The organism is Chitinophaga rhizosphaerae, from assembly GCF_003958645.1.
Lineage (GTDB): Bacteria > Bacteroidota > Bacteroidia > Chitinophagales > Chitinophagaceae > Chitinophaga > Chitinophaga rhizosphaerae.
This window is the reverse complement of sequence record NZ_RXLO01000004.1, coordinates 335,863-357,265: the sequence shown is the minus strand read 5'-3', so window position 1 is coordinate 357,265 and position 21,403 is coordinate 335,863. Positions and strand designations below refer to the sequence as shown.

Genomic DNA, 21,403 nt, shown 5'->3' with positions numbered 1-21,403 from the left:
ATTTTCAGTTAAAAGGGTTTCCATGTACGCGAAAATGCGACCACCGACACTGTTCCGCCTTATGATTGCCGCCCTGCTGCTGCCTGCAGCGGCGCGGGCGCAGAACCTGTTGGCCAACCCCAGTTTCGAAGTCATCAATATCTGTACGGAATACCGCGCCCCCTGCGCACCGGTAGCCTGGGAAAGCGTTTCGCCCGCCAGCAAACTGCTTTTCAACTATCATACTTACCGAAACAAAGCGGGGCATCAATACATCGTTTTGCTGGCCGGCGATACCCGGGAAGACCGGAACTATGCGCAAACCAGGTTGCTGTGCCCGCTCCGGAAAGGACAGCGCTATCGCCTGTCCGGCATCGTAGGCGCAACGGGAAAGCTCCAGGCGGAACTGGATTTTTACCTGTCGAAGGATTACGTTTTCCGCGAACAGGGCCGCGCGCTGACCGACCTGAAACCCACCGTTACTTTCCGGAAAGAACAGGTGGTGAAGGGGCTGGAGAAAAATTTCTACAGGATGGAGATGGAATTTGAGGCGAAAGACGATTACACGCACCTGCTCATGGGCCGGATGGAGCTGCTGCCTTCCCGGCGGCTCGACGGACCTGAATCCGTTTTCATCGATTGGCTGGAACTGGTTCCGGTGGATGGGCGCCCCCTGTGCCCGGAAGCCGCCGCGGTAGAAGATTCCCTGGGCCGGCGGATCCACCGCCACACACTGCCCGGACAGACGATCTCATCCACCAACCCGGTAGTGCCCCTCATCAGGCCCGGCTGTGTAGACATAGACATTCCGGGGCCGGAGATCTTCACGGCAACCGGTAGGGGGCGCTATCCCAGGTCGGCCGCCCGGATCGATTCCATGATCCTGCGGTACGAACCCCGCGCAGGCCGGCGTGTGTTCATCACCGGGGTGCATTTCGACTTCGCCACCAGGAAATTCGATAAACAGGCTTCCGCACAGCAAGCGGAAACCGTTCGCCAGGTGCTGGTGAAGGATTTTGGGTTCAGCAGCGACGATATCAAGGTCATCGTCCTCGACTCGGCCATCCCCCGGTTCGATTTCAGCTCGCCCACCGGCCGCGCGCGGAACAATTACGTGGCGATCGAGTTTTGCGTGGCCGATCCTTCCGCCCAACCCACGCCGCCACCGGCCATCGAAACGGTGAAGGCCGCCCCGCCGCCGGATACGCTTGTCATCCCCGACATCCTTTTCAAATTCGACCGCCACGAGCTGAACCCCGCGCTCTTCCGCAGCCTGGATTCGCTGGTGGCCAAAATCCCCCGGAGCCCGGGCGTCTCGCTGCAACTGGTGGGCCATACAGACAATGCCGGGGCCGACGATTACAATCAGCAGCTTTCCCAGCGCCGGGCGGCGTCGCTGGCGGATTATCTGCGCGGGAAGGGATTGGGCGATTTCATCCTCACCGTCGGCGGCGAAGGCGAGCACCGGCCCGCATTCCCCAACGATACGCCGGAAGGCCGGCGCCGCAACCGGCGGGTGGAGATCATCATTTACAGGCAATAACCCAGGCAAGCAAGCATAAAAAAGAAAGCCGGCAACGTATGTTGACCGGCTTTTCTGCTCAATATGACGATTGATGCGCTACTTGGTGATGTAGGAACGGAGCATCCATGCCATTTTTTCATGCTGGCGCAACAGGCCTGTCACGAAATCGCTGGTGCCGAGGTCTTTCTGCTTGTCGGCGAACTCGGTGATCATTTCGCGAAGGCCGCGGATGATGGTCTCGTGATCGTCCAGCAGATTTTTGATCTGTTCGGATTGAACGTTGGTGTATTCCGGTTCCAGGAGGTTGGTCAGTTTCAGGAAATCTGCGAGGCGGCCGGTGCTGTAATGGCCGATCATGCGGATGCGTTCCGCCACTTCGTCAATGATCTCCGCCAGCTCGTTGTACTGGTTTTCGTAGAAACCGTGCATTTCCATGAAGTTATCGCCGACTACGTTCCAGTGGTAATTGCGGGTTTTCGTATAAAGTACCTGCTCGTCTGCCAGTAAAACCTGTAATTTTTCTGCTACCGCCTTCAGGTGGTTTTCTCCGATGCCGATGTTTGCTTTCATGATTAACAATATTTTTAATATTAAATAATGGTTACAACTCTATGAGGGCGTACACTTTGTTGTTGAGGTAGCGCCCGCCGGGGTTTCGCGCGGTATAGTCCATATTGATCCAGTACTCGCCGTTCATTTCATGATAATATAACTCTTTAACGGGCGGATTGTTGAAAAGCAGGATAATTGCCTGTTTCATCGTTTCGAAATCGTCTTTACTACCGCAATACAGCTCCGGATATGCATGCCCCCGGATGAGCACGATGCGCATCCGCGCGCCGATGGATTCCATGCAAGACATCATGAGGATGCTATGGTCGTCACAATCGCCGCCCATTCCGTTCTGGATCGTTTCCCTGGCTGTGGCGAAGTATTCGTCGCGCTGGGAATCGTTCACATACTTGAAATTTTCACGAATATATCTGTAAAGAGAAAGATATCTGACGATACGGCCATACTTGGGGAAGTATTCGTCGTAATAATCCACGGAATGTTTAACGGAAAAGTTGCGGACGAGGGAATCGTTGTAATTGACTTTCTCCCGGATGCCGCGAACGGTCTTATCGACGTAGGTTTCCACTTTCCGGGGGTAGAAGCTGAGGATGTCCAGCTGCTTGCTGTCCTTTGTGCCCCAGTTCCCCTGTACCATGCCCTGGTAATCGTTCACCACGTTCTGGAAAGTATATCTCCCCGTAAACTGGTTAAAGATAAGGGCGCCGGCTACCAGCACGAAGGCGGGGATGATGAGCGGGCGGAAGATCCACAGCAACAGCCGGGTAAAGAGGAACGCGATCAGAATGGACACGAACAGGTCGATGTGCCACGCGCCCACCTGGATCACCGGCATGAACCGGTTGAGGTAGGGGGCCAGGGGCAGGACGGTCAACAGGCTCAGCAGGTTCAGCAGAAAGTGCTGAAATGTCGTGTATTTGCTCTGATCGATAGGCATTGCCGATTATACACCGCAAAATTATGCCAATTCCACCAGTAAACAGTTTAATGTTCCACGAGCCCGGGCAGGGTCTGGATAAAAGTGGTGCTCTGGCGGATGACGATCATTTTTTGCTGTGCGTCCTTCTTCTGTTTGTCCATCTGGAGTTGATGGTAAATCCGGTCGAGGATGCTGTAGTTCAGCAGTGCGAAAATCTTGAAATCGAGTTTTTGGGCCGTATCCATGGCGGATTCCGCGGCGCGGATGGCTTTGTTGAACTCCTGGTCGTGCAGGTGGATTTGCGCGGCGATGATTTTCTGCAGCGTTTCGATGTGCTTGCCGTTGTAAAATTCGGCAGGATAATGTTTGAGGATACGCTCTACATGGCAGCTTAGCCTTCTCGCCGAATCCACGTCGCCGGTATGGATGTGCGCCTGGGCTTTCCAGCAGAGCATCATAAGGCGGAAGGGGTCTGTCCGGTTGAAAAGGATACTGGGGTGCTGTTCGAACAGCCGGCTGGTGAACAGCAGCAGCTGATGGTAATCTCCCAGGAGGAGGAAAATGAAACAGAGCGCCCGGTACACCGCCTCTTCGCCGGTGGAAAGGGGTTTCTGTTTGCCGAAGTTCCAGCACGACGCATAATGATAGAGTTTATCTTTCATCTCTTCGTCGATCTGCCCGAATTTCAGGTATTCGTAGATGAAGAGGAACGCCGCGTAGGGGGTGATCCACATTTCTCCCGCGGGCTCGCCCGCACAAAGCTTGCGGATATTGGTCAGCTCGATTTCGCATTGCTCCGCATCGAGCTGCATAAGCGCCATTACGAACAGGTTGCACCGGATCTTCAGCCGGTCGTCTGCCGATTCGGCCATGCTCAGCAAGGTATTGAGCACCTTTCGCTTCTTGAAATGCATGAAATCGTCGGAGATGAACTGCCCGAACGGGTTTTTCCGGAAATATCCCGGCGGGAAGATGTTGGACAGCTGCTCCTGGTGCGAACCTTCCTGCTGGTAATGCATCACGACGTACTCCAGCAGGTGTGCTTTTTCCGAAGTGGCCAGCGGGAGGCGGAAAAACTCCCGGATACCGTCTGCCTGCCCGCGGGTGATCGCATAGCGCAACAGCCATTTGAATACTGCGATGCGGAACGGGCTCTGCGGGAAATCGGCCAGGATCACTTCCAGCAAAGGGGCGGAAACATTTTGTCCGTAAAGGTTTACGTAATGCATGGCCGTGAAGTACTCCAGCAGGAAGTTGTGCGCGAAACGGACTTTCACGTTGAACATGATCTCCTGGCTGAGGTTTTCCTCCACTAATATGTTATCTGCCAACAGCTCCTTGTACGCCGGGAAATAATCGGCGTTCTGGTTGAGGAGACTGCTCTTATCGGTATATAAACCGGCTCTTCCCATATCCAACAGCTTCAGCAGTTTTTCGATGAGCTGCATTTTGAACGTGTTGGCCGGCGAATTGAAGACACGGTTCTGGATGAACCGGGAAATGATTTCGAACAGGCTGAGGTTTTCGTCGACGAAGGAGTGGTCGGGCGTGTTGCTCAGCTGGCAGAAAAGCTGGAGATAATAAGGATGGCGGAGCTTCTGGAGGAAGCTGTCGGAAAAGAGGCGGACGGTGGCCGGGTCGAAGTCGAAGTTATATAATACGGATTTCAGTTCCAGGTCCGTCAACGGCGGGATATTGGTGTTGGTTTCTTCGTCCATTTCCGTACCGAGGTACCAGTATTTGCGGAAGGCGGGGTACTGGTGAGACTGGTGGAAAACCTCGCCCCAGGTGCTGGAGCGGATGGAGAGGATCACTTTTACCCAGGGATGGAGTTCGTTGGAGTAAACGAAATCTTCCAGTTTATTATAAAGGAGCTTGAGTTTGTCTGCACTCATGGCGATCTCGTCGAACCCGTCGATGATAAGGATGAGCCGGCCGGATCTTTCATCCGCGTGCTTGGTGAAGTATTCGCGGAAGTTGTCGCCGTTGCCGAGGTTCAGTTGGTTATCGAGCCAGGAGGAGAGGGAGAATCCTTTGAGGAGGAGGCTTCCTGCGGCGTGGGCGTTGATGAACCAGCAGATGTCTTGCGGGCAGGCGGGTGCTCTGCCGAACCAGTAATGTTCCGCGGCGTGCACGAGGGAGGTGGATTTTCCCCAGCCTGCGGGCGCGATGAGCACGGTAGCGGCGTATTTGGATTCGAGGAATTTCTCGATGTGCTGGAGGCAATAGCCGCGGGAGATGGTGTTATCGAACGGGAGGCCGCAGCGGTTGCGGAGGGTGAGGATGGTGTAGTGGGAAACGGCGGATGCTTTGCGGCGAACGTCGTCCCATTTGGAATTATCCTGCCCGGCGGGTTGATGGAATTGCTTTTTGTAGAAATGGTTTTGAAAATCTTCCCAGTCACGGAACCGGCAATATTGCGCGAGCGTGTTGAGGGTGTAGCGGGAAAAGCTGTGTTGTGTGACGGCGAAACCGAATACCCTTTTGAGGGTAGTTTCACTAACCAGTTTTCCTGTGTGGTTCATAATAGCCTGCGTGAGATGCTTGCATTGATTGGGTTGCAGATTCTCGACGCCGAATTGCCGCAATACTTCCGACTGTAATGTAATGATAAAGTCGTAGGACAGATCGATCATAAGGGCGTACAATTAATGGATTAGGATTATGGTATGCCGGGATCCTGATTGAAATGAATAAATACGTAAAGGAATGAACGTTTGGATTTCTGTTTTTAACAAATGAATGGAATGAACAGATGTACTCATAGAGATAAATCGTTTATAATTATCTGATAATCATGCTAATGTAATATACTAACCCCTGTGGAAATTTTTTTAATAATCTGTGTTCCTAACTATTTTATTAACAGAGAGGATAAAATAAACGGAAAGGATGAACAGGTGATGCATAAATATTTCGTTTTGACCTCAAGGTGACAAGTCTCATGAATAAACCGCGATACAAAATTTGAACTGCTTTTGTTCAAAATAATAAAAAATGAACAAAATGAACAGAATTTCTAACAATGAACAGAACGATTATCATGCATTGGAATGAATAAGAATGGCCCATCGATTTCGCATCTCTGCCAGTTAATTTAGCATCGTTAAATCGCTTCGAGAATCCATGATATTAAACCGAAGAATGCATCCTATCAAAAACTGTAAAGCGCGGCTTTGTAATCCTGAACCTTTTTGATGCAGACAGTCATTCTCCTTTTTCATCATAGCCTCTGCAGCCAGAGTCGTTTGACCGGGAAACCCTGCTTCCAACCAAAAACAGTAGTTCCTTCCCGAAGTGTCGAAAGTTCAACACAAGCATAATATAAACCCAAACCATTGTCGTATGAGTTGTAATGTTACTCCGAATTGCTTATGGCGCTTCTTCCTCGTGCTGTCCGCAGCCCTGGTGCTCGGATGGAACGGAAACGCGCGCGCTGCAGCCCCTGCAGCATATAATCAATATTGGTGGTACCCGGAGAAAGCCCCGTCGCCCCTGCCCGAAAACTGGCACGGGAGATCCCCGGTATTGCATGACGATGCCAGGCTGTCCTGGCTAAATGTGATGTCTATACGTAGTTTCTTCGCCGCCGGGCCCATTTACTCCCGCGGTACTACGGCGTCCAACATCCTCAACCCGCTACTTTGTATCGGTTGCTCGATCTCCGACCCCAACTTCGCGATCGATAACGATCCCAACACCGCCGCATTATATAATATGGAGGTAGGGCTCATCTCAGAAATGGGCCAACGGATCGTATTCCCCGGTACTTATGAAGCGGGCGACAGCCTCGTGGTCGACTTCGCGCTGACCACCACCGGTCTGGTTGATGCTTCAGTGCTGAACAACGTTCGCGTGCGCACGTACCTCGGCAGCGGCAACACCGCCAAACAGGACGTCCGCCTCGGCTCCGCCCTCAACGTACAACTGCTCGGCGTCGGCTCCACCGGTAAAAGAAGAGCCGTGATCCCCATCACCAGCCAGTTCGACCAGGTTGCCATCACCTTCGGCGGGCTCATCAGCCTTTCGTACGACATGCAACTCTTCCAGGCCGCGGCCGTGGTGCCGGTAACGATCGCCCCTGCCGATGATCCTATCGTCAGTCCCGCAGGCCAGGCCGCTACCATGACGGCCTCCCACCGCCTCGGCGCGGCAACCTTCCGTTGGTACGACGCCCCCACCGGCGGCACCCTCCTGAACACCGGCGCCACCTACGCTCCGGTGCTCACCCGCGGCGTCCATGACTACTACGTGGAAGCCACCACCACCGCCGATGGCCTCACCAGCATACTTCGTACGGGCGTCACCGTAGACGTCGGCGGCGGGCCCGGACTGCTCTGGAGCTACGGCGACCAGCAGGAAAGCCCCAAGCTCGGCGGTATCTGCGCGCTTTGCTCGGTCACCGATCCCGGTAACGCGATAGATGCAGACCCCGCCACATTCAGCACCATCTCCTCGCCCGTTGGCGTAGCCAGCACTGTCGGCCAGCTGATCAAATTCCCGGGGATTTACCAGTCGGGAGACAGTATCATCCTCGACCTGGAACTGCCCGGCGTTCTTTACACGAAATCCATCCTCACCAATATTTCCCTCCAACCCTACCTCGGCGCCGCCGCCGCAGGGCCTTCCATCAGCCTCGGCACGGACCTGATCCAGGTTCAGGCGCTTGGCGTCGGCCTGGGAGGTACTCCCAAATTCCGCGTGAGCGTTCCCGCATCCGCCTCCTTCGACGGTGTGCAGGTGAACCTCAACGCTGTACTGGCAGAACTTGCCACCCTCCGTGTATATGAAGCAGTAGCCATGATCCCTGTGGCCGTGAGCCCCGCAGCCCCCGTCGTTCCCTACGGAACGTCGGCCAGCCTCGCCGCCACGGTCCGCCCAGCCGGTGCCACGTTCAACTGGTACACCACACCCACCGGCGGCTCGCCCGTGAGCACCAGCGCCACTTTCAACACCCCGGACCTCACCCGCAGCACCACCTATTACGTGGAAGCGGTTGCCAACGGGATTACCAGTTACACCCGCACCGCAGTGCCCGTGAGGGTCGGCGGCTCCGACGGGCCGCTCTGGACGTACGGTGATACGGAAACCAGCCCCGTACTCAGCGGCGTTTGCGTAGGTTGCTCCGTCTCCAATCCGCAACTGGCGGTTGACCAGGACACTACGACCGCGTCTACCATCAACATCGCCGCGGGCGTACTTTCCAACGCAGGCCAGCTGATCCGTTTCCCGGGTAATTACCATGCGGGAGACAGCATCATCCTCGACCTGGGCATCCCCGCCGGTCAGTTGCTTTCGCTGCAACTGCTCAGCGGCATCAGGGTAGAAACATTCAACGGCAGCACCGCCAACAATGATGCGGCCGCTTTCAATACCAGTCTTGCGAACGCATTCGCGCTCGGTATCGGGGTAGGCCCCACCGGCAAGTTCCGGGTGAGCCTGCCGGTGAATACCGATTTCGATGCGGTACAGATTTCGCTGGCCCCGCTCATCGGCGGCCTGGCGAATCTGCAGGTTTATGAAGCTACGGCTACAATTCCCGTGGCAGTGAACCCCGCCATGCAGACCGTTCCGTACGGAACATCCGCCACTATCACCGCCGCGAACCGGTTGGCTACGGCCACTTTCAACTGGTACACCACGCCCACCGGCGGTTCTCCGGTGTTTACAGGCGCCACTTTCAACACGCCCAACCTCACGGCCAAAGCGCGGTATTATGTGGAAGCCGCTACGCCAGACGGTAAGAAGAGCTTTACCCGCACCCTCGCCACGGTAAACCTTGGCGGCGGCGCTGGCCCGCTGTGGTCTTACGGCTTTGAAGAAGAAAGCCCGAAACTCGGCGGCGTTTGCCTGCTCTGCTCCGTTTCCGACCCCGGCAACGCGGTAGACGGTAACCCCACCACTTTCAGCACGCTGTCTTCGCCGGTAGGCGTTGCCAGCACCGTAGGCCAACTCATCAAATTCCCCGGTATCTACCAGTCGGGCGACAGTATCATCCTCGATCTGGAGCTGCCCGGCGTACTCTACACCAAATCGATCCTCACCAATATCAGCCTGCAACCTTACCTGGGCGCTGCTACGGCAGGGCCGGCCATGAATCTCGGTACAGACCTCATTCACGTGCAGGCGCTGGGAATCGGGTTGGGCGGAACGCCGAAGTTCCGCGTCAGCATGCCGGTTACAACATCTTTTGACGCGGTGCAGGTAAACCTGAACGCGGTACTCGCCGAACTGGCTACCCTCCGTGTGTACGAAGCCGTGGCCATGATACCCGTGTCAGTTACTCCGAACCCGGCTGTTGTGCCTTATGGAACGAGCGCGAGCCTGAGCGCAACGGTTCGTCCTGCCGGGGCTACGTTCAACTGGTACACCGCTCCTACGGGCGGATCGCCGGTAGGAACGGGCGCTACGTTCAATTCGCCGAACCTGACCCGCAGCACCACTTATTATGTAGAGGCAACCGCAGACGGCGTTACCAGCTATGTGCGGACGGCCGTTCCCGTGAGGGTTGGCGGTGCCGACGGGCCACTCTGGTCTTATGGCGATAATGAAACCAGTCCTGTATTGAGCGGTATCTGCCTCGGCTGCACCGTCAATAATCCCGAACTGGCGGTAGACGAAGACACGACCACCGCTTCCACGATCACCATCCCGCTGGGCGTGCTTTCCAACGCCGGCCAGCTGATCCGCTTCCCCGGTAATTATCATCCGGGCGACAGCATCATCCTCGATCTTGGAATCCCTGCCGGTCAGCTGCTTTCCCTGAACCTGCTGAACAGTATCCGGATAGAAACTTTCAATGGGACCACTTCCAATAACGACGCTGCGGCGTTCAGCACAGCGCTTGCCAATGCACAGGTGCTGGGCATTCCTGTAGGCGCCACGGGCAAATTCAGGGTAACATTGCCTGCCGGAGCGGACTTCGATGCGGTGCAAATTTCGCTGGCCCCCGTAGTAGGCGGCCTCAGTAATCTGCAGGTATTCGAAGCCACGGCAATGGTGCCGCTGACGGTTGCACCATCTGTACAAACCGTTCCGCTGAATACTTCCGCTACTATTGGCGCTACCATTCGCCTGGGCGACGCCACGGTGAACTGGTACACCACACCCACCGGCGGTTCGCCGGTAGGAACGGGCGCCAGCTTCAATACCCCTAATCTTACCCGTCAAACGTTCTACTGGGCTGAAGCCAGTACGCCGGATGGCAAGAAGAGCTTCGTGCGCACAATGGCTACAGTGAACGTGGGCGGTGGCCCCGGTCCGCTGTGGACGTACGGCGACCAGCAGGCAGGGCCTGTGATCGGTGGTGTGTGCGTAGGTTGCAGCATTACCGATCCTGCGAAAGCGGTTGACGAAGACACGACCACGTCTTCCCTCCTCAGCATGCCGCTGGGCGCGCTCGGCAGCATTTCGCAGGTGATCCACTTCCCAGGTGTTTACCAGGCGGGCGATAGCATCGCGCTGTTCCTGGAATTGCCCGATCAGCTGTTTAGTCTTTCTGCGTTAGGTGGCCTCACCGCGCAGACCTACCTGAATAATGTTCCGAACGGAGACGTGATTGCGCTGAATAACAGTCTCGTAAGACTGGAACCCCTCGGCCTCGGGGTAGGCAGCACGGGTAAATTCCGCGTGACGTTCCCGGTAGGAACTAACTTCGATGGTGTCAGCATTGGAACGACCGCCTTACTGGCCGGCCTGAACGGGCTGCGCGTATACGAAGCGGTAGCCTTTATGCCGCTGACCATCACGCCACCGGCACCGGTGATCGCATCCGGCGCCACGGCAACGATGACCGCCAGCGTTCGCGCACCGGGCGCCACCTATTCCTGGTTCACGGAACCGAAAGGCGGCACTGCGGTTGGCAACGCTGCGGCATTTACGACGCCGGTACTTACGAGAACGAAACAATATTTTGCGGAAGCCTTTACGCCGGCAGACGGAAAGCGGAGCTTCTCGCGCACGGCCGCCACGGTGACCGTGAACGGTGGCCCCGGTCCGTTGTGGACATACGGCGACCTGCAGCAGAGCCCGCTGATCGGCGGTATTTGCCTGGGTTGCGGCGTTTCGAACCCCAACAATGCGGTAGACCAGGATACGACCACGGCGTCGCAGATCACGATGACGGTGGGCGCCCTCGGTTCCGTAGGCCAATTGATCAAATTCCCGGGTACCTACCAGGCGGGCGACAGCATCGCGCTGTTCCTCGGTGTGCCCAACCAGTTGGTGAATGCCCAGTTGCTTTCCGGCATCAGGGTGGAAACCTATAGCGGCGACACGCCGAACGGGAATCCCGTTACGCTCGACAATGACCTCGCAGACTTGCAATTGCTGGGACTCGACGTAACCGGCGACGTGGCCAAATTCAAAGTGGTGATTCCGGCTACTACCGGCTTCGACGGCGTTCGGGTAGACCTGAACGGTGTGGTGGCCGCGCTCGGCAGCCTGAACGTATATGAAGCGGCAGCGTTCGTTCCCGTAACGGTTGCTCCGCCGAACGCTACCGTTCCATTCGGTAATACCCAAACTTTCAATGCTTCGATCCGGTTCCCCGGTGCAACGTTCAGCTGGTATGAAACCCCGACCGGCGGCGTTCCTGTGGCAACAACGGCGACCTTCACCACGCCCACGCTGCTGAAGGATAAAACCTATTATGTTCAGGCGGCTACGCCGGATGGGCTGACCAGCTTCATCCGTACCAGCGTTCCCGTCACGGTAACGGTTGGCCCGGCCAGTCCTGACCTGTCTTGCGGCCGCGGTGCTACTTCTACGGCTACCGGCACTGTAGGCCTTTGCCTGTTGTGCGGTGTGGATGATGCGGCACTGGCGGTGGATGCGAACCCCGAAACGGCTTCGTCGCTGCACTTGCCGGTAGGTTTGCTGGGCGGATCCGTTTACCAGCGGATTTCCTTCCCGACGGCGAGCACGCCCGGCGACTCGCTCCGTGTGGTAGTAGGCTCCACCACAGGCCTGCTCGATCTGAACCTGCTTGCGGGTACAACCGTCCGTCCACGGATCGGTACCACGGAAAATACGGCAGATGTGAAAACGCTGAACAGCGGCCTGCTGAACCTGCAGCTCCTGAACGGTGGCACGCGCAGTGTGATATCCTTCGTGCCAACAGCTGCATTCGACAACGTGGAAATCAGGCTCACGGGTGTGGTTTCTGCGCTGAATGAAATCAATGTATTCTACGTTCAACAAATAACCGCCCGTCCGACGATCGCGGCAGATACGGTAAATGTCTGCTCCGGTCAGACGGCTACGCTGAACGCCACCGTGCCCGCGGGCAATACGGTGCGCTGGTACAGCACGGCTACCGGCGGAACGCCGCTGGCAACGGGCGCATCGTTCGTGACACCGGCCATCAGCGCCAATACGGTATACTATGCCGAAGCCGTATCCGGCACTACCAATTGCCCGAGCGAAACGAGGGTGCCGGTAGTTGTCCAGGTAGGCCTGGCGGAAGTAACAGTGACCGCTAATTCGGTGACCATCCCGCAAGGCAGCACGGCCACCTTCACGGTGAATAGCCCGAACCCGGCGCTGACTTACCAATGGTACGACGTACCCGTTGGCGGTACTGCTATATTTACAGGCCCCAGCTTCACAACGCCCGCGCTGCAATCTACCACTACCTATTATGTGGAAGCAACGAACGCAACGGGTTGTGCGAGCGCCCAGCGTGTTGCGGTTGTGGCAAACGTGACCATCACGAACCCGGATGTACCCTGCGATGTGGCAACTACACAAGTGAGCAGCGTGAACGGCATCTGCATCGGATGTTTCGTAGATAACCAGGCTGCGGCGGTAGACGCCAGTGCGAACTCCGCTTCGTCGCTGCACGTAGTGGCAGGCCTGCTCGGTGCTTATGCGCAACAGACGCTCATCTTCCCGTCGTCCAGCGACGCGGGCGACAGCGTTCGCATTCTCATATCCTTCCCGTCATCGCTGGCGGATGTTGCGCTGTTGGGTGGAACGCAAGTGGCTACCTACAACGGTACTACCTTCAACAACGATCGCGTGGCGATCAACAACAGCCTGGTGAACCTGCGGCTCCTCGCCGGCAATACCCAGGCAGTTATCGCCTTTAAACCCAACGCGGTGTTCGACCGTGTGGAAGTTCGCCTCAATTCCGGCGTGGCCACGCTCATCTCGGCACTGAACATACATTATGCACAACGCCTCATCGCGGTGCCGGATGTAACGCCAGATACGGTGACAACCTGCGCAGGCGGAACGGCTACGTTCAACGTGGCGCCGAAACCGAATACCCTGTTCCGCTGGTATACAACCCCTGCGGGCGGTACGCCGATCGCAACGGGGACTTCGTTTACGACCGGCCCTGTTTCGGTGGATTCGGTATTCTATGTGGAAGCGGTGAAAACCTCCACCAATTGCGCAAACCCGGTTAGGACCAAAGCATTCGTGAAAATGGGTGCTGCGCCGGCCGCTCCGACCGTGGAAAGCACGACGGTGACTACCTGCGAGGGAACTACGGCAACGCTTCGCGCTACCGGTCCTGCAGGCGCTACCTTCAATTGGTACACATCGGCAACGGGCGGAACATCGGTGTTCACCGGTGCCGACTTTACCACGCCGGTGCTCGACAGCTCGGTGATCTATTATGTGGAAGGTATTTCTGCCGGTGGTTGCGCCAGCGCAGCGAGAACGGCCGTTCAGGTGAACGTGACCGAACGCCCGGCAGTGCCCGACGTTACGCCGGCGAGCGCCGCGGTTTGCGTGGGTGGCAATGCATCGCTCTCCGCCACCTCCACGACGGCGGGTGTCGACTTCAAGTGGTATAGCGACGCGGGCCTTACCAACCTGGTATTCACCGGGCCGGTATTCAATACCCCTGCGATCACGTCCAATACAACCTACTACGTGGTGGCCGCCAGCGGTCAATGCGTGAGCACTACCGCCCGTACGGTGAACGTATTGGTGGAAGCTCCGCCGGCTGCGCCGATCGTTTCCATCAACCCGGCATCCGGTACGGTTGAATATGGTCAAACCGCAACGCTGACCATCTCCACGCCGCAGGCAGGCGCCACTTACAACTGGTACCTGCAACCTACCGGCGGAAGCCCTGTTCATACAGGCAATTCATTCACCACGCCGCAACTCTCGAACGCTACCACCTTCTATGCGGAAACGGTGTCTGCCGGCGGATGCGCCAGCAGCACGCGCACTGCGGTGACTGTGAACGTGAACCGCGACTTCAACCCGGGTTGCGACTTCGCCAACCAGGCAACTTCCAGCATCAACGGCATTTGCCTGTTGTGCGCTGTGAACAATCCTGATAACGCGGTAGACAACGATACGACCAACTTCGCCAATATTTCCATACCGGTAGGTGTGGCCGGCGATGTAACATATAACCTCAACTTCCCGTCGCTCGCAGCTGCCGGGGATACGGTGAAACTGCGTTTCGCCACTCCGAGCGGTTTGCTGGACGCTACGGCACTGGGCCGCATCGAAATCACTTCGTTCAACGGTAACACGTCCAACAACGACACCAGGGCGCTGAACAGTGGGCTGCTGCGTGTAGAACTGTTGGGCGGTGCCAACCAGCAAGTAGTGCTCTTCAAGCCGACCGGTGCTTACAACCGCATCCAGCTGAGAGTTCGTAGCCTGGTAGGTGCGCTGATGAACGTAAACGTTTATTATGCGAACAGGGTATTGGCTGCGCCGACCATCACGGCCAGCGACAGCACCATCTGCGCAGGCAGCACAACGGTGCTGACGGCAGTTGCGTCAGACAGTGCAACGGTACGCTGGTATACCCAGGCAACGGGCGGCACGCCGGTGTTCACCGGCAAGGTGTTCACCACGCCTGCGCTCAGTGCCACCACTACCTATTACGCTGAAAGCTTCCGCGCATCCACGAATTGCCCGAACCCCGCACGTACGGCGTTTACGGTGAACGTACTGCAGATCCCGCCGTCTCCTGCCATCATCGCAGGCGATACCACGATCTGCGCTGGTAACAACGCGGTACTGAAGGCGCGTCCGTCTGACCCATCGCTCACCATTCGCTGGTTCGCTGCGGCATCCGGCGGTACGCCGCTGAGCCTGGACAGTGTGTTTACCACACCTGCGCTTTCGGCCAATACGACTTATTATGTTGAGGCATATAACGGTACCTGCGGCTCCGCGACCCGCACGTCTGTAACGGTGACGGTAAGCACAGCGCCGCCGGCGCCTGTTCTGGAAGCAGACAGCGTGGGTATCTGTGCCGGCGCCAACGCAACGCTGCGTGTAACTGCACCGGCAGCTGGCGTCGTGTATCGCTGGTATACTACGCTGACGGGCGGTACGCCGGTGTTTGAGGGTGCTACCTTCACTACGCCTGCACTGAATGGTACAACGATCTATTATGTGGAAGCCATCCGCTCAGCCGGTGGTTGCCCGAACGCAGGCGGCAGGGTATCTGCTACCGTAACTGTGGGCACCACGCCTGCAGCGCCTACGGTAGAGAATACAACGGTTGCGACTTGTGCGGGCACATCGGCCACGCTGAGGGCAACTGCACCTGCAGGAGCTACGTTCAGATGGTATACCCAGCAAAGCGGTGGTACGCCGGTGTTCACGGGAGCCACCTATATCACGGCTGCGCTCAACAGCTCCGTATCCTATTATGTGGAAGCGGTGTCTGCCGGCGGTTGCGCCAGCGCAACGAGAACGGCCGTTCAGGTGAACGTGAGCGAACGCCCGGCTGTGCCAGATGTAACTCCCGGTAACGCCACTGTCTGCATCGGTTCTTCCGCAGTGCTGTCCGCTACCAGCACCACACCTGGCGTTGACTTCAAATGGTACAGCGATGCCAGCCTCACGAACCTCGTGTTCACGGGTGCCGTATTCACGACCCCGGCGCTCGGCGCGAACGCTACTTATTATGTGGTAGCCGTGAGCGGTCAGTGCACCAGTGCAACCCCGCGTACGGTAACCGTTATGGCGGAAGCATTACCTGCATCTCCGGCTGTGACCATCGTTCCGGCAAGCGGCATGATCAACTACGGTCAAACCGCGATCCTGACCATCACCACTCCGAACGCCGCACATACCTATCGCTGGTATACGCAGGCGTCCGGCGGTACGGCGTTCCATACGGGTACATCCTTCACCACACCGCAACTTGCGAATACAACTGTTTACTATGTGGAAGCCTTAACGGCAGGCGGTTGCGCGAGCGCGAACAGAACGGCGGTTACGATCAACGTAAATCGTGACTTCAACCCGGGTTGCGACTTTGCCAATGCGGCAACGTCCAGCATCAACGGGATTTGCGTACTCTGCGCGGTGAATAACCCCGATAACGCGGTGGACAACGATACGACCAACTTCGCCAATATCTCCATACCGGTAGGTGTGGCCGGCGATGTAACTTATAACCTGAACTTCCCGGGTCTCGCAGCTGCCGGGGATACGGTGAAACTGCGTTTCGCCACTCCGGGCGGCCTGCTCGATGCAACGGCGCTGGGCAGGATCGAGATCACATCTTTCAACGGTGCAACGTCGAACGGCGACACAAGGGCGCTGAACAGCTCGTTGCTGCGCGTTGAAGTACTGGGCGGAGCCAACCAGCAGGTGGTGCTCTTCAGTCCGGGTGCTCCATACACCAGTGTGCAAATCCGGGTTCGCAGCCTGGTAGGCGCGCTGATGAATATGAACGTGTATTATGCGAACAGGGTGCTCGCTTCTCCGACCATCGCCACCAACAACGTGACGATCTGCGCCGGTACCAGCACTACACTGACCGCCACTGCATCCGACAGCGCAACGGTTCGCTGGTACACCCAGGCAACGGGCGGTAGGCCGGTATTCGTGGGCAAAGTGTTCAACACGCCAGTGCTGAATACCACTACTACTTACTATGCGGAAGCCTACCGCGCATCTACGGATTGCGCCAACCCGATCCGTACCCAGGCTACGGTGAATGTATTGCCTGTTCCGCCGGCTCCGGCCATCATTGCGGGAGACACGACCATCTGCATTGGCAACAACGCGGTGCTGAAGGCCCGTCCGGCTAACCCGGCCCATACGATCCGCTGGTTCGCTACCGCAACCGGTGGTACGGCGCTGAGCCTCGACAGTGTGTTCACTACACCGAACCTCACTGCGAATACGACTTATTATGCAGAAGCATACAACGGTACCTGCGGTACTGCTACCCGCGTACCCGTAACCGTAACGGTGGCCACGCTGCCGCCGGCTCCGGTACTGGTGGCTGACAGCATCTCCATCTGCACCGGCGCAACGGGTACGCTCAGCGTACAGAACCCTGTTGCCGGAGTGGTATACCGCTGGTACAACGTAATATCCGGCGGCACGCCGATCTTCACGGGCAACAGCTTCGTGACACCGGCGCTGACCAACACCACTATTTATTATGTGGAAGCAATACGCTCCGCAGGCGGTTGCCCGAACGCGGGCGGCCGTGTAGCGGCCACCGTGAATGTGAACCTTGCTCCGGCAATACCGGTTGTGACCAATGCTACGACCGCGGTATGTCTTGGCAAGACAGCCACGGTGAGCGTTAGCAATCCGCAGGCCGGCATCACTTACAGGTGGTATGCGGCGCCAACGGGCGGTGCGCCGATCTTCACCGGCGCCGTGTTCAATACCCCGGCGATCACCGATACGATTTCCTATTTCGTGGATGCCGTTGGCATTAGCGGATGCACCAGCCCTGCAAGAGCCAAAGTGCATGTGACGGTTAACGCACTGCCGCCGGCTCCGACGGTACTGGCTACCAGCTTGACTGTTTGTTTGGGTGGAAGGGACACGCTCCGCGTATTGAACCCCACCGCTGGTATCACCTACAACTGGTACGACCAGCCGGGCGGTACGCTCCTGTCTACAGGTGCCAACTTCCCGATCGGTCCGGTGAACGCAGCCGATTCCTTCTATGTTCAGGCTGTGAACGCTTCCGGATGCGGTAGCGCCGCCCTCACGAGGGTTACCGTTGCCGTAGCCGCCAACCCGGTTGCGCCGGTAGTAGCAGGCAGCACATCGATCTGCCCGGGCGACACGGTCCGTCTTTCGATCCAGAACCCGGCTGCGGGTGTGACCTACAGGTGGTTTAATGCCCCCGCGGGCGGTAATCTCCTGGGAACAGGCAGCACTTTCACCGCCACCGGAGTTACATCCAACGTTACCTATTACGCTGAAGCCCTCAATACGGGCGGTTGCGTAAGCACCAGCAGAACCGCGGTGCTGGTAACCGTGAACCCTGCTCCGCCGGTAGTAACGGTGGATGCAGCATCCAAATCCATCTGCATTGGCACTACCGCCACCCTGAATGTGATGAACCCGCAGGCCAACCTGACCTACAGGTGGTACGACGCCGCAACCGGCGGTAACCTCGTAGGAACGGGCGCATCCTTCACCACGCCGGTGCTCAATGCGAATAGAAACTTCTATGTACAGGCAGTGAACAGCAGCAATTGCGTAAGCGCCAGCCGCACGCAGGTAAGCGTTACCGTGACCCCGCGCCCCGGAACGCCGACCGTCACCAACGGTGAAGTAACGGTGTGCGCAGGCAACAGGCCTACGGCGAGCGTCAGCAACCCTGTGGCAGGTATTACCTACCGCTGGTACGATGCGCCGATCGGCGGTACGCTGCTGTTTACCGGCAATAGTTATACAACGGCCACTCCGCTCACGATGCGCGACACCATCTATGTGGAAGCAGTGAATGCTGGCGATTGCGCCAGTGGCAACCGCGCCCAGGTGATCCTCATCGCCACGGCGGCACCTGCTCAGCCGGTTGTGGTCGGCGGAACCACGGTATGCGCCGGCGATACGGTTCGCCTCAGCATCCAGACGCCACAAGCCGGCATCACGTACAGCTGGTACAGCACAGCAACCGGCGGCACGCCGCTGGCTACGGGCACCAGCTTCACGGTGAACGCCATCAGCGCATCCACGTCCTTCTATGTGGAAGCGAACAACGGTACCTGCGCCAGCACGGGCAGAACGGTGGTAGCCATCACGGTGAACCCCGTACCGGGCTCCGTAACGGTAGACGCAACGGCGAAAACCGCATGCGCAGGCAGCACGGCCGTACTCAACGTAACGAACCCGCAGGCCAACCTGACCTACAGGTGGTTCAACGCCGCCAACGGCGGAACCCTCCTGGGCTCGGGCACCTCCTTCTCCACACCGGTGCTGACCGGTAACACCAGCTTCTATGTAGAAGCAGTGAATACCAGCAATTGCGCGAGCAACAACCGCACGCAGGTGATGGTAACGGTATCTCCGGCTCCGGCCACTCCGACGGTAACCGCCGGCACGGTAACGGTATGCGCAGGCAACCGTCCGAACGCGAGCGTGAGCAATCCCGTTGCGGGCATTACCTATCGCTGGTACGATGCACCGAGCGGCGGCACCCTGCTGTTCACCGGCGCAAACTACACATCTGCAACCCCGCTCACGATGCGCGATACCATTTATGTGGAAGCAGTGAACACCAGCAGCTGCGCGAGCACCAACCGCGCCCAGGTGATCCTGATCGCTGCTGCAGGGCCTGCAGTACCGGTGATCGTGGGTAATACGAATGTGTGCGCAGGCGCTCCGATCAGCCTGAGCGTACAATCTCCGCAGGCAGGTATTACCTACAGGTGGTACGATGCCGCCAACGGCGGATCGCTCCTGTTCACCGGCAGCACGTATGCACCGACGGGCATTACGGCCACTACATCGTTCTATGTAGAATCCGATAACGGCACCTGCGCCAGCGCAACAAGAGCTGCCGTAACCGTAACCATTTCACCGGCTCCGCCAGTGGTAACGGTAGACGCTGCAGCGAAAACGGTTTGCGCAGGCAATATGGCCACCATCAATGTAACGAACCCGCAGGCCGGCCTGACCTACAGGTGGTACGACGCCGCAACCGGCGGGACCCTCCTGGGAACGGGCACATCCTTCACTACGCCGGCAATGACCGCCAACGACATCTTCTATGTGGAAGCGGTGAATGCAGGCAATTGCGCCAGCAGCATGCGCACCAGCGTGAACGTAACAGTGACCGCCGGTCCTGACGTACCGCTTGTCGTTGAAGGCGAAGTAATAGTATGCCGTGGCGACAGGGCAACCGGAAGGGTAAGGAACGCCCGCACAGATTACCAGTATCGCTGGTACGATGCACCGAGCGGCGGCAACCTCCTCTTCACAGGGGCCAGCTACACCACGCCGGCGGGCCTGACGGCAAAAGATACGGTTTACGTTGAAGCGAGCCTGTTAGGCGGCAGTTGCGCAAGCAATGGCCGCGCCCAGGTGATCTTCATCCCGGCAGACGCACCGTCTGTACCGGTTCTGGCGAACGGTGGCACGGTGAATATCTGTTCCGGAGCAACCGCGACCTTCACGATCCAGAATCCTGTGGCCAACGTGACCTACAGGTGGTACGACGCCGCAACCGGCGGTACCCTCCTGCAGTCGGGCACCATGGCCAGCTACACCACAGGCGCGCTCACCAGCAGCCTCACGGTGTATGTTGAAGCGGTAGTCGGCGGCTCCTGCACCAGCGCAGGCAGAGCCACTGCAAGGGCTGAAGTGGGCGGCATACCGGTAGTACCGGTGGTAACGGCAGACGCCAATACCATTTGCCCCGACAGCACGGTCGACATCAGGGCTACCTCAACACAGGCAGGCACCACCTTCACCTGGTTCACTTCCGCAACGGGCGGCACGCCGATCTTCACCGGACCGGTGTTCACGACCCCGGCGCTCACGGCAGCTACCACATATTATGTAGCGGCCAGCAACGCCAGCGGATGTGTAAGCGCAACCCGCACGCCGGTTACCATCAACGTGTACGCAGTGCTTCCGGCACCGACGGTTTCCATCTCCGACAAAACGGCTACTTCGGTAACCTTCAGCTGGAATGCGATCGCAGGAGCGCTGGGTTACAGGGTATCGACAGACGGCGGCGCCACCTTCACGCAGCCGAGCTCCGGCCTCCTGGGCACTACGCATACGGTGACAGGCCTACAACCGAACCAGACAGTTACCCTCCAGGTAATGACGGTAGGGGCCAGCGAATGTCAGAACAGCGCATGGTTCCAGGGCGGTGGCAGCACCGACAACCCGGCCGGTAACCTCGTATTCGTTCCGAACGCGTTCACGCCGAACAACGATGGCACCAACGATATCCTCTACGTGTATGGCACCACCATCCGCCAGATGGAATTCAGGGTGTACAACCAGTGGGGACAACTGGTGTTCGAGTCGAGAGACCGCGGACGCGGATGGGACGGCACCATGAGCGGCAGGAAGCAGCCGGTAGGCGTATACAACTACGTGCTCCGCGCAGTGCTGCAAGACGGTACGGTCGTGAATAAACGTGGAACCATCACTATCGTGAGATAGTATTTCCAAAAACATAGGCAAAGCAAAACATCAAA

General features: G+C 57.8%; 5 protein-coding genes. 2 read left to right on the top strand and 3 right to left on the bottom strand.

The window, feature by feature from the left end; genetic code table 11:
- Window positions 1-61: 61 nt before the first annotated feature.
- Window positions 62-1,522, top strand: a complete 1,461-nt coding sequence (locus tag EJ361_RS12005) for an OmpA family protein (RefSeq protein ID WP_164714199.1) — start codon at window positions 62-64, stop codon at window positions 1,520-1,522.
- A 78-nt stretch (window positions 1,523-1,600) separates the two neighbouring features.
- Here the strand turns inward: EJ361_RS12005 and EJ361_RS12000 are convergent, their stop codons facing one another.
- From EJ361_RS12000 to EJ361_RS11990, 3 genes are read right to left on the bottom strand one after another with little or no spacing between them, the layout of a single operon-like run.
- Window positions 1,601-2,074 carry a Dps family protein gene (locus EJ361_RS12000; protein WP_126245859.1) on the bottom strand — a complete coding sequence of 158 codons (474 nt, stop codon included), beginning with the start codon at window positions 2,072-2,074 and terminating at the stop codon, window positions 1,601-1,603.
- Window positions 2,075-2,105: 31 nt separating this feature from the next.
- Window positions 2,106-3,014, bottom strand: coding sequence for a transglutaminase domain-containing protein (locus EJ361_RS11995; RefSeq protein ID WP_126245858.1), 909 nt, complete (start codon window positions 3,012-3,014; stop codon window positions 2,106-2,108).
- A gap of 47 nt (window positions 3,015-3,061) precedes the next feature.
- Window positions 3,062-5,632: an NACHT domain-containing protein gene (locus EJ361_RS11990; RefSeq protein ID WP_126245857.1), complete on the bottom strand. Its 2,571-nt coding sequence runs from the start codon at window positions 5,630-5,632 to the stop codon at window positions 3,062-3,064.
- A gap of 709 nt (window positions 5,633-6,341) precedes the next feature.
- Here EJ361_RS11990 and EJ361_RS11985 point away from each other — a divergent pair.
- Window positions 6,342-21,368 carry an Ig-like domain-containing protein gene (locus tag EJ361_RS11985; protein WP_126245856.1) on the top strand — a complete coding sequence of 5,009 codons (15,027 nt, stop codon included), beginning with the start codon at window positions 6,342-6,344 and terminating at the stop codon, window positions 21,366-21,368.
- Window positions 21,369-21,403 lie beyond the last annotated feature (35 nt).